This window comes from Parafrankia sp. EUN1f (genome assembly GCF_000177675.1).
GTDB lineage: Bacteria > Actinomycetota > Actinomycetes > Frankiales > Frankiaceae > Parafrankia.
The window spans coordinates 1-10,013 of record NZ_ADGX01000229.1 but is presented as its reverse complement, the minus strand read 5'-3'; the positions used below and the strand labels follow the sequence as shown (position 1 = coordinate 10,013).

10 protein-coding genes and 1 pseudogene are annotated in these 10,013 nt (G+C 71.0%); 4 read left to right on the top strand and 7 right to left on the bottom strand.

The window, feature by feature from the left end:
• Nucleotides 1-497: HNH endonuclease signature motif containing protein (locus tag FREUN1FDRAFT_RS35870; RefSeq protein ID WP_006545308.1), on the top strand; the 497-nt coding region annotated here is incomplete at its 5' end.
• 91 nt (nt 498-588) lie between these two features.
• The gene (locus tag FREUN1FDRAFT_RS35865; protein WP_006545307.1) at nt 589-1,374 is read left to right on the top strand and encodes a nucleotidyltransferase domain-containing protein; all 786 of its coding nucleotides are present in this window, start codon (nt 589-591) and stop codon (nt 1,372-1,374) included.
• Between the two features lie 107 nt (nt 1,375-1,481).
• Here FREUN1FDRAFT_RS35865 and FREUN1FDRAFT_RS35860 read toward each other — a convergent pair whose 3' ends face one another.
• Together FREUN1FDRAFT_RS35860 and mshA are read right to left on the bottom strand one after the other, a co-directional pair.
• Nucleotides 1,482-1,976 carry a YbjN domain-containing protein gene (locus FREUN1FDRAFT_RS35860; RefSeq protein WP_006545306.1) on the bottom strand — a complete coding sequence of 165 codons (495 nt, stop codon included), beginning with the start codon at nt 1,974-1,976 and terminating at the stop codon, nt 1,482-1,484.
• Nucleotides 1,977-1,980: 4 nt separating this feature from the next.
• Complete coding sequence (gene mshA, locus FREUN1FDRAFT_RS35855) at nt 1,981-3,312, bottom strand: D-inositol-3-phosphate glycosyltransferase (protein WP_006545305.1); 1,332 nt, start codon at nt 3,310-3,312, stop codon at nt 1,981-1,983.
• Nucleotides 3,313-3,500: 188 nt separating this feature from the next.
• Here mshA and FREUN1FDRAFT_RS35850 point away from each other — a divergent pair.
• Nucleotides 3,501-4,313 (top strand): annotated as a pseudogene (locus tag FREUN1FDRAFT_RS35850) (class I SAM-dependent methyltransferase); the annotation flags it as partial.
• Nucleotides 4,314-4,487: 174 nt separating this feature from the next.
• Here FREUN1FDRAFT_RS35850 and FREUN1FDRAFT_RS35845 read toward each other — a convergent pair.
• Nucleotides 4,488-5,012 (bottom strand): O-acetyl-ADP-ribose deacetylase, encoded by a 525-nt coding sequence (locus FREUN1FDRAFT_RS35845; protein ID WP_006545303.1) that lies wholly within the window; start codon nt 5,010-5,012, stop codon nt 4,488-4,490.
• Nucleotides 5,013-5,076: 64 nt separating this feature from the next.
• Between FREUN1FDRAFT_RS35845 and FREUN1FDRAFT_RS35840 the strand changes: the two genes are divergently transcribed.
• Nucleotides 5,077-5,574: a DUF1269 domain-containing protein gene (locus FREUN1FDRAFT_RS35840; protein WP_035957222.1), complete on the top strand. Its 498-nt coding sequence runs from the start codon at nt 5,077-5,079 to the stop codon at nt 5,572-5,574.
• Nucleotides 5,575-5,718: 144 nt separating this feature from the next.
• Here FREUN1FDRAFT_RS35840 and FREUN1FDRAFT_RS35835 read toward each other — a convergent pair whose 3' ends face one another.
• The 4 genes from FREUN1FDRAFT_RS35835 to FREUN1FDRAFT_RS35820 all read right to left on the bottom strand — a co-directional run bounded on the left by FREUN1FDRAFT_RS35835 (nt 5,719) and on the right by FREUN1FDRAFT_RS35820 (nt 9,846).
• The gene (locus FREUN1FDRAFT_RS35835) at nt 5,719-6,639 is read right to left on the bottom strand and encodes an aldo/keto reductase (RefSeq protein ID WP_232295573.1); all 921 of its coding nucleotides are present in this window, start codon (nt 6,637-6,639) and stop codon (nt 5,719-5,721) included.
• Between the two features lie 175 nt (nt 6,640-6,814).
• The gene (locus FREUN1FDRAFT_RS35830) at nt 6,815-7,282 is read right to left on the bottom strand and encodes a hypothetical protein (RefSeq protein ID WP_006545300.1); all 468 of its coding nucleotides are present in this window, start codon (nt 7,280-7,282) and stop codon (nt 6,815-6,817) included.
• A gap of 41 nt (nt 7,283-7,323) precedes the next feature.
• Nucleotides 7,324-8,178, bottom strand: coding sequence for a helix-turn-helix domain-containing protein (locus FREUN1FDRAFT_RS35825; RefSeq protein ID WP_006545299.1), 855 nt, complete (start codon nt 8,176-8,178; stop codon nt 7,324-7,326).
• A 321-nt stretch (nt 8,179-8,499) separates the two neighbouring features.
• A complete protein-coding gene (locus FREUN1FDRAFT_RS35820; RefSeq protein ID WP_006545298.1) occupies nt 8,500-9,846 on the bottom strand; it encodes a DUF349 domain-containing protein in 1,347 nt (448 codons plus the stop codon).
• Between the last annotated feature and the right edge of the window lie 167 nt (nt 9,847-10,013).

Here is a 10,013-nt window from a genome sequence, read left to right as displayed (position 1 = left end):
TCGGAACCCTGCTCGGCCTGGATGCAGAGTCGGGGGAGCTGGTGGGGTACGGGCCGATCCCCGCGACCGTGGCGCGGGAGATCGCGTCGCGGCCGACGTCGACATGGCGGCGGATGCTCACAGACCAGCAGGGTCATCTCGTGGAGCTGGGAGAGCGGCGGTATCCGAGTCCGGGGCAGAAACGGCATGTGCAGGCCCGGAACCCGTGCTGCATGTTCCCGCACTGCACACGCCGGGCGTGGCGCTGCGATCTGGACCACACCCGGCCCTACGCCTGGGGCGGGAAGACCCTGGTGGAGAACCTCGGGCCGTTGTGCAGGCGGCATCATCGGGTGCGTCATCACAGCCGATGGCAGGTGACCCAGCCCTGGCCGGGGGTGTTCCGGTGGACGAGTCCGACCGGCCGCCGGTACGAGGTGCGGCCGCATTCGTACCTCGACGGGGAATGTGTCACCGTCGAGCTTGACGCGACGAGCGAAAACGACTGTCCGATGTGAACCGTCGATCGCACCGCCGGAGAGCGGAAAATTATTTCCGCCTCCTGGAACGCGGGAATCCTGGGCTTCCTGTCAATAATAGTTTGTGTCGATGTTTCCGTGTATCTACAATGGGGCCGTGGACGACATTCATTTTCTCGACGGGGTCGCGGAAATGCTGCTCGGGCTACCCAGGGTGAAGGCGGTGGCGCTCGGCGGGTCGCGGGCGCAGCTGACTCATCGGCCGGACAGTGACTGGGATCTTGCGATCTACTACCGAGGTGGATTTGATCCGGCGTCGCTGCGAGACCTTGGATTTCCGGGGGAGGTGTCGGAGGTCGGTGGCTGGGGTGGTGGCGTCTTCAACGGTGGTGCATGGCTGACTGTCGCCGACCGGTCCGTGGACGTGCATTACCGCGACCTCGACGTCGTCGAGGAGCAGCTCGCCCGCGCTGAGCGCGGTGAGTTCCACATCGAGCCACTCATGTTTCACCTGGCGGGAATTCCGAGCTATCTCGTCGTCGGTGAGCTCGCGATCAACCGTGTGCTTCGCGGTGCGCTGCCCACACCGGAGTATCCCGAGGCGCTGCGAGTATCGGCGTCGCGGACATGGTCCGACCATGCGGCGCTGACACTTTCGTACGCCAGGCGTCATCACGCGTCGCGTGGGCGGACGGCTCAGTGTGCGGGCCTGCTCGTTGTCGGCGCGTCGGAATACGCACACGCGATCCTCGCCGCGCGGGGGGAGTGGGTCACCAACGAGAAGCAACTGCTGGAGCGTGCGGGAATGGGCGGAACACACGACATCGTCGCGGGTCTTACCCACGCGCCTGCCACTCTCGCGGCGGCTGTCGACGCTGTGCGCGACCTCGGGAAGCAGGCGATCGGGGCATGTTGAGCCGAAGGACAGAGACCTGGCGGGCCGACCGGGCGTCGAGGCGTGCCGCTCTGGCGAGGGCGCGGGGGTGCGAGGGGCGTCGGGATATGCCTGTGGTCGTGGCGGCGCTACGCGGGGCGTGCGGCGGATCCGCTGTCGGCGGCGAGCTTGGCCCGCCAGGCACGTTCGCGTTGGATGGCGCCGGCGAAGCCGATGGCGATGGCCGGGTCGAAGTTCTCGTCGGCGTAGGTACCGACGCAGCCCAGCAGCCGGTCGATCTCCTCGAAGGTGATCGCGCTGAGTGGGACCTGCCCGGTGAGGAAGATGTCGCCCATGTCGTCGATCGAGAAGTGCACTCCGTAGGTGCGGGAGTTCCGGCTCAGCAGGAAGCCGTAGGTACCGGCGGCGTTCTCCGCCGGAGCGCGCATGAAGAAGGCCTCCACGAGCAGCGTGTGGTCCTGCACCACCAGCCACGTCATCGTGCGCAGCTTGTGTTCGCCCTCCAACGTCACCAGGAAGGCGCCCGTGTCGGAGTGTTCGTAGGCGACACCGAGGTCGTCCAGCCCGGCTTTGATCAGCTTGTCGAGGCGTTCGCGTTCGGCGACGTCGATGGAGGGCGTCATGTCGTCAGACTGCCACGGCGCTCGGTGCGATGGCGGCCTGGTAGCTGCGCAGGACACCGCGTGCGGTCGCGGTCCAGCCGAAGCCCGCGGCGCGGGCCCGGGCGCCCGCGGCGAGATGCCGTCGCCACCGCTCCTCGGTGAGGATGCGTTCCAGCGCGGTGGCGTAGTCCGCCGGTTCCCAGCCACGGATGAGGACCCCGGACGTCCCGTGGTCGACGGCGGTGCGCAGACCGCCGACGGAGGCGGCGACCACCGGGGTGCCGCAGGCCTGTGCCTCGACGGCGACCAGACCGAAGCTCTCGCTGTGGCTGGGAACGACCACGGCCGTCGCCGCGCGGTACCAGGAGGCGAGCTGATCGTGCGGTACGGGCGGCTGGAAGTGGACGATGTCGGTGATGCCGAGCTCCGCGGCGAGCTTCACCAGGGCGTCGGGGCGTTCGAGCCCGGAGCCGCTGGGGCCGCCGACCACGACCACGGCGAGCTGGCTGCGTCGTTCCGGGTCCCGGCGGATGAGCTCGGCGGCGGCGGCGAGCAGGACGTCCGGAGCCTTGAGCGGCTGGATACGTCCGACGAACAGGAGGAGCTGCGTGTCGGGGTCGAAACCGAGCCGGGCTCGCGCGGCCCGTTCGTCGCCGTCGCCGGCGGGCCGGAAGACATCCAGGTCGACGCCGGGGGCGACCACGTCCACTGTGTCGGACGGGGCCCCGTAGAGGTCGATGAGGTGACGGCGCTCGGTTTCCGTCGAGGCGATGAGGCGGCTTGCGCCCGAGATCACCTCCTGCTCGCCATGCAGGCGCAGCTCCGGTTCCGGTCGGTCGCCGTCCGCGAGCGAGGCGTTCTTGACCTTCGCCAGGGTGTGGGAGGTGTGGACCAGCGGCACGCCCCACCGTCGGGCGGCGGAGAGGCCGACCTGGCCGGACAGCCAGTAGTGGGAGTGAACCAGGTCGAACCAGCCGGCGTCCTGCCCGGCCTCGGTGCGTAGGACGTTCGCCGTGAACGCGCACAACCAGGCCGGCAGCTCGGCGCGGCCGATGTCCTCGAACGGGCCGGCGGGAATGTGCCGCACCGTCACACCGGGGGCGATCTCGGCGGTCGGCGGAAGCTTGCTGCTGACCGCGCGGGTGAACACCTCGACCTCGGTGCCGAGCGCGGCGAGCTGGCGGCTGAGCTCGATGATGTAGACGTTCATGCCGCCCGCGTCACCGGTTCCCGGCTGCTCGAGGGGCGACGTGTGCATCGAGAGCATCGCCACCCGTGACGGTGCCCTCGGCGTCCTCTGCGTCCTCGGCGCAGCGGCGTCACGCCGGTCCGGCGGACGGCCATCGACCAGGTGCACCAACCACCTCCATTAGCGACCAAGCGGACGGCCTGCGCCAACGTCATTCAACCCGGGCGGCGGCCCTCCTATGCCCGCCCGGCACACTCGGCACGAGCTGTATGTGCCCGTACCGGGTGGGCGCCATCCGACCGACCCTGTGCGAACAAGGGATTCACGGCCGGGGTTTCGAGAGGGATGTGAGCGGAGTGACAGTTTCGCGGCGCCGGCCGCGCCTGGCCGCCGGCCGCGCGCGGGCGCTTGGTCTGCCCACCCGGGGCACCACGGCGCCGAACCGGTTGCGCCGGGTCGATCGGTGGCTGGCGTCGGCGGGGTGGTCGGTGCTGCGGCGTGCCACGGACCCGCTCGTCGTCGATCTCGGTTTCGGATCGTCGCCGGTCACCACCGTCGAGATGTACGACCGGCTCCGCCCGGTGCGGGCCGATGTCCGGGTTGTCGGGCTGGAGCTGGCCCCGGAACGGGTCGCCGCCGCCGAACCGGCCGCCCGCCCGCCCGGGCTCACGTTCGCCCGCGGCGGATTCGAGCTGGCGGGTCTTCGGCCCGTCGTCATCCGGGCGATGAACGTGCTGCGTCAGTACGAGGAAGGCGCGGTCGAGTCGGCCTGGGCCGCGCTGGTGGGACGCCTGCAGACCGGCGGAATCCTGGTCGAGGGGACCTGCGACGAGATCGGCCGCCGGGCCTGCTGGTTCACTCTCGGGCCTGATCGCCGGCCGCGGAGCCTGACCTTCTCGGCGCACCTGGGAAGCCTGACCCGGCCGTCCGACCTCGCGCCCCGGCTACCCAAGAGCCTGATCGCGCGCAATGTGCCCGGTGAGGACGTCCACGCGCTCCTCACCTCGTTTGATGCGGCCTGGGAGCGTTCGGCTCCGCGAGGCGCGTTCGGGCCGCGTCAGCGTTGGATCGCCGCCGCCGGGCTGCTGCGCCGGGACGGCTGGCTGGTCCTCGACGGCCCGCACCGGTGGCGGCTCGGTGAGCTCACCGTCGCCTGGCCGCCCGGCCCCGGCCCCATGCCGCTGGACGCCGGCCCCATGCCGCTGGACGCGGGGCGCACGCCGCTGGATGCGGGGCGCACGCCGCTGGATGCGGGGCGCACGCCGCTGGATGCGGGGCGCACGCCGCTGGATGCGGGGCCTACGCCGCCCGGCCCCGAGGGGTTGCCGCCGTCCGGTGTGGGCTCATCGTGGCTGGAGAGCGCCGAGTGCCTCGGTGAAGATACGGAGCATCGCCTCGTCGAACAGGACGAACCTGGCCTCCTTGACGGAGGTGGGAGCCGTGAGCACGGTGGTTAGCGCGATGTCGGCGGCATCGCGGGCCGGCCAGCCGTATGCGCCGGCGCTGACGGCGGGCAGGGCGACGGTGCGTGCGCCGATCTCATCCGCCACTGCGAGGGCCTGCGTGTAGCAGGAACGGAGCAGATGGGAACGGTCCTGCCCGGGTGCGTGCACGGGGCCGACGACGTGGATGACGTGGCGGGCCGCCAGCCGGCCGGCCGTGGTGGCGACGGCGCCGCCGGTGGGCAGCCCGTCGGGCAGCGCGCCGGCCCGGAGCCGCCGGCAGGCCGCGAGGATCTCGGGCCCGCCAGCCCGGTGGATGGCCCCATCGACCCCACCACCACCGAGTAGCGACGAGTTCGCGGCGTTCACGATCGCATCGACGGCCTGGCTGGTGATGTCACCCTGGAGCAGGCTCACCGTGACCATACGGACACTCTAACCGACTCCCCTCGGTTTGCCAGATGTCAATGGCCTGCGATGCGATGGGTCTGTGGCGGAACTGGTCGTGCTCGAGTTCGACAGCAGGCGGCAGGCGGAGGAGGCCTGGGCCCGGTGTCAGCGAATGTCCCGGGCGGGCACCATCAACCTGGCGGACGAGGCCCTGGCCTGGCGTGACGACGACGGCACGGTGCAGGTGAGGCACCTGACGCACCGGACCCGGTCGGCGGCGCTGAGCGGCGCGGCGTGCGGGAGCGCGGTCGGCGCGCTCTTCCTCGCGCCGATGGCCGGCCTGCTGGTAGGCGCCGGGTGCGGTGCGATCGCGGGGCGGCTGCTGGTGACCGAGCCGATCGACGGCGCGATGGTCCGCCGGGTCGTCGGCTGCCTCCAGCCAGGTCGTGCCGCGGTGTTCCTGCTCGTCCGGCGGTCCCATCCGGCGGTGGTCGACGCGCTGCGCGAGTATCGGCCGATGGTGATCAGGACGTCGTTGTCCCCGGAACGTGAGGAGGCCCTGGTCCGCGCGCTGCAGAGCGAGCCGACCGCACGCTGAGGCGCTGGCCGCGCTGGGCCCCGCTGACGGTGCCGGCCGCGCTGGCGGTGCTGGCGGTGCTGGCCGTTCTGGCCCCGGGGAGCGGCCCCGGGGCCAACCTGGGCCCAGAACGTCGGCTCAGCGCATCTGCTCAGGACGTGGAGGTCAGGACACCGGACGTCGGGTCGGGGCGATCTTGTCGAGCACGCTGAGATCGTCCGGGCGCGGCTGCCACTGGCCGGCGGCGGCGTTGGCCCGGATCTGCTCGGCGGTCGTCGCACCGGCGATCACGGAGGCCACCCCGGGCTGGGCGGCGAGTCCGCCGATCGCGACGTCGAGCAGGGAGCGGTCCCGTTCCCGCGCGAAGGCCTCCAGCACCTCGACACGGTCGAACAGCTCGTCGGTGAGCTCGTCCTGACGTCCTGACAGGCGGGTGCCGGGCGGTGGCACCTCGTCACGCCGGTACTTGCCGCTCAGCACGCCGTTCGCGAGCGGGAAGTAGGGGATGACACCGATGCCGTACTTGAGGGTGGCGGGCACGAGCTCGGCCTCGGGCTCCCGGGTGAGCAGGTTGTAGTGGTTCTGCGCCGAGATGAAGCGGGTTGTTCCGGAGGCGCGGGCGGTCCACTCCGCGTCCGCCACCTGCCAGGCGTCGAGGTTGCAGGAGCCCACATAGCGGACCTTGCCCTCCTGGACGAGCTCGCCGAGAGCCTCCAGGGTCTCCTCGATCGGGGTGAACGGGTCGAGGGAGTGGAGCTGGTACAGGTCGATGTAGTCGGTCTGCAACCGGCTGAGTGAGCCCTCGACGGCCTTGCGGATGTAGCGGCGCGACGCCCGCGCGTTGAAGTCCTGGCCGTACATGCCGCCCATGTCCTTGCCGACCTTGGTGGCGAGGACGACATCGTCGCGCCGCCCACGCAGCACGTGCCCCAGCAGTGTTTCGGAGCCGCCCTTGTTCCCGTAGGTGTCGGCGGTGTCGAAGAAGTTGACGCCCGCATCCAGTGCGGCGTCGACGACGGCGCGGGTACCGGAGAGGTCCACCCGCGAGCCGAAGTTGTTGCAGCCAAGCCCAACGACGGAGACCATCAGGCCCGAAGAACCCAGGGGACGATAGCGCATGCCCCGATACAACACGCGCACCACGAACCGGTGGCACTCAGGGTGCCTGGTTCGTGGTGCGCGGAGTCGATGGGTTGGCCGTGTTGTGTTCTGGTGGTCCTTTTTGTGTGGCTGTGCTGCTTTCGGGTGACCGTGAGCGCCGCTACTGGCCGACCGCGTCGCCGATGGCGCGTCCGGTCGCGCTGGCCGCGCGGCGCGTCGAGGTGCGCGCGGCCCGGGTCTGGCTGGCTGCCGTCCGCGTGCGCTTGACGGCCTCCTCGGTCGCGGGGCTGCGGCGGATGCCTGCGACGCGCTTCTCACCGCGGCTGGCGAACGAGTTGTAGAGCTCGGTCGCGCGGCCCTGCAGGTCGGAGATCTGGGAGCCGACAGTGATCGGCAGCGACAGGACGGCTGAGCTGACCTGGACGGGTACCCGGACCGCCTGGGCGGGAATCTGGCTCACCCGGTCCGAGATCCGGCGAACCTCCGTGCCGTAGGTCGCGGGAAGCGTCAGGAGCTTCTCGACCGCGGCATCCGCCGCGCCGACTGAGGCGTAGAGCGGCTTGCGGACGTCGGAGCTGTGCACCGGAACTTCGCTCTTCGCCTTCGCGCTGGTTCGGGTGGTGGCCATGTGATCTCCTAGTGATCTCCGCTGATTGTGATGGTGTTGGGTCAGGTGGTGCTGTCGTCCTGGGACGGCGCCGGTGCCGGGGTGGGTTCGCCGCCGGCCTCCGCGGCCGCCGTCCTGGAACCACCGGCGGCGGTGGCCGACGCGCGCTTCGTACCGCTGCTACGCGGCGCTTTGCTCCCGGCCCCCGCCTTCGAGGCCGAACGGGCGGCGCCGGCGGTGCGTCGGGTGCCGGCCGACGCTGACTTGCGCCCGGCCGGTCTGGCGGCGCCGGATCCCTCGCTGTCAGAGCTGTCGGAGCTTTCCGGAGCGGACGTACCGGATGGTTTCGGTGGGGTGATGCCGGCCTTCCGGGTTCTCCGCACCTTGCCGGCCCCGGGCGAGACGGCCTCCGCACCGGATTCCACGGTCGGTGCTTCTGGTGCTTCTGGTGCTTCTGGTGCATCGGGCGCTTCTGGAGCGGCCGGCGCTTCTGGAGCGGCCGGCGCTTCTGGCTTCAGGCCGCTGGCCGTGGGCAGCGGGGTCTCGGCCGGTTTCGCGCCCGAGGACGCCCCGGTGAGCGCGTTCTCCCGACGGAACGCGTCGTAGATGTCGACGATGACCTGCTTCTGCCGCTCGGTCAGCGTGTCATCGGCGTGCACGGCGGCGATCAGGTCCTCGCCGCCTTCCCGTTCCTCCAGAATCCCGGCCTGCACGTACAGAACCTCCGCGGAGATCCGCAGCGCCTTAGCGATCTGCTGGAGGATCTCGGCCGATGGTCGGCGCAGGCCGCGCTCGATCTGGCTCAGGTAGGGATTGCTCACGCCGGCCTGCCGCGCGAGCTGACGCAACGAGATCTGCGCTCCGTGCCGCTGCTCACGGATGAAGTCGCCGACATCCTTCACGTGGATTGCCGCCACGGCAGTCACCCACCTCCGCAACTACGCCTGACACCCCGGACCATACGGCCGCATGCTAGCTCTGGCAAGCGGACAGTTAGCACAACCGGCGCGTTCGGAGTGGTGTCGTCGGCGGCGAGACGCGGATGTGGCCGGCTCAGGTGGTCTGGCTCGGGTGGATGACTCGGACCAAAAGGGGCAGAGGGTAACCTTTAAATCACGAAGAGTGGAGGGTTCTGGTCGTCGGAACGACGAAACCCTCCACTCTTCGGACTCGCCCGCCCAGGGTCGGCACGGCAGAGCCCACCACAGCACCGCTGCACGCACCTGCGAAGGAGGCGGCTAGCTCTGCTGCTCGGCCTGGGCCAGCCAGGCCCGCTGGGTGGCCAGCGCGCTCTCGGCCTCCGCGATCTCGCGGGCCCGCCCGTTGGCCCGGGCCCGTTCCAGCTTCGCCTCGAGCTTCGTGATCGACTCGCGCAGCTTGCGCAGGAACGGTGACTCCTCGATCTCCCGCCGGTCCCAGCGGGCGTCCGAGGCCTCACGCAGCTTGTCGCCGATGGCGCTGAGCTGGCGCTCCAGGCTGTTCACAGCGTCACGCGGGACATGCCCGATGGCATCCCAGCGGTCCTGGATCTCCCGGTAGCGGCGCAGTGACCGCTCGACGTCCGCGGGGTCGAGCGCGGTCGCCTCGGCGAGCAGCTCCTCCTTGCTGGCCTGGTTGGCCCGCAGCTCCGCGTCGCGCTCGGCGTTGACGGCGTTGCGCCGGCTGAAGAACGCGTCCTGCGCGGCGCGGAACTGGTTCCACAACTCGTCGTCGACGTCCTTCGCGGCCCGCCCGGCCGACTTCCACTCGAGCATCAGAGCCCGGTAACGCGCCGTCGTCGCACCCCAGTCGCTCGAGCCCGAGATGCTGACCGCCTCGGCGATGATCGCTTCCTTGCGCTCCCGGGAGCGGGTGCGCTGGGTGTCGAGCGCGGCGAAGTGTGCGGTTCGGCGGCGGGTGAACTCGTCACGGGCCACCGCGATCCGCCGCCACAGCGCCGAGTCGGTCCGCTTGTCGACACCGGTGATCGCGCGGAAGTCCTCGCCGATGGTGCGGAAGCGCTCGCTGGTCGCCTTCCACTCGGAGCTGCGGGTGAGCTGCTCCGCCTCGGCGACCAGTTCCTCCTTCGCCGCGACGGCGGCGGCCACCCGCTGGGCACGCTGGGCCGCGAGTTCCGTGCGCCGGACGTCCGTCGCGGCCAGGACCGCGTCGAGACGGGCGGCGAGGGCGCCCACATCACCGACCACGGCTGCCTCGGCCAGCCCGTCACGCAGCCGCCGGGCACTGCCGGCGATGCCGGCGGGGTCGACGCCGCTGACGGTCAGCCGCCGCTCCAGCAGCACCACCTCGGCGGCCAGGTCGTCGAACCGCCGGCGGAAGTGGGCGAGCCCTTCCTCCGGACTGCCCGCGCGCCAGGAACCAACTGCCCGCTCGCCCTCGGCGGTGCGGAGGTAGACCGTGCCGTCGGACGAGACTCGGCCCCATTCGCTCTGGTCGTTGTTTACCTGGTCGCTGCCGCCGGTTCCGTCGGGACGTCCGTCCCCGTCGTGGTGGCGGGCAGCCGCATCAGGCCCGGTGCCCAGGCGTGCGCTGTCGTCGCGTCCGCCGTCGCTGCGGTCACTCATCGCGTTCCCGAAGATCGACATCAAGATGCCTGTCATTGTTGCAGGCATTCGGCCAGAAGGGGACTGTCGGCGGGTACCGGATCTGGCGCAGCGCCCGCGCGCCGTGCCGCCGGCCGCGTCGGGCCCGCCGGAGCCCGTGGTCGCGGCGAGCGCGGCGCGTGTCGCGGCACCCGGGCCGCCCGGTGGCC

Bases quoted from the DNA above. Each gene is read 5' to 3' on its own strand.
- FREUN1FDRAFT_RS35820 (WP_006545298.1), bottom strand. From the start codon at position 9,846: ATGTCGATCTTCGGGAACGCGATGAGTGACCGCAGCGACGGCGGACGC.
- FREUN1FDRAFT_RS35835 (WP_232295573.1), bottom strand. From the start codon at position 6,639: ATGGTCTCCGTCGTTGGGCTTGGCTGCAACAACTTCGGCTCGCGGGTG.
- FREUN1FDRAFT_RS35865 (WP_006545307.1), top strand. From the start codon at position 589: ATGTTTCCGTGTATCTACAATGGGGCCGTGGACGACATTCATTTTCTC.
- FREUN1FDRAFT_RS35830 (WP_006545300.1), bottom strand. From the start codon at position 7,282: ATGGCCACCACCCGAACCAGCGCGAAGGCGAAGAGCGAAGTTCCGGTG.
- FREUN1FDRAFT_RS35845 (WP_006545303.1), bottom strand. From the start codon at position 5,012: ATGGTCACGGTGAGCCTGCTCCAGGGTGACATCACCAGCCAGGCCGTC.
- FREUN1FDRAFT_RS35860 (WP_006545306.1), bottom strand. From the start codon at position 1,976: ATGACGCCCTCCATCGACGTCGCCGAACGCGAACGCCTCGACAAGCTG.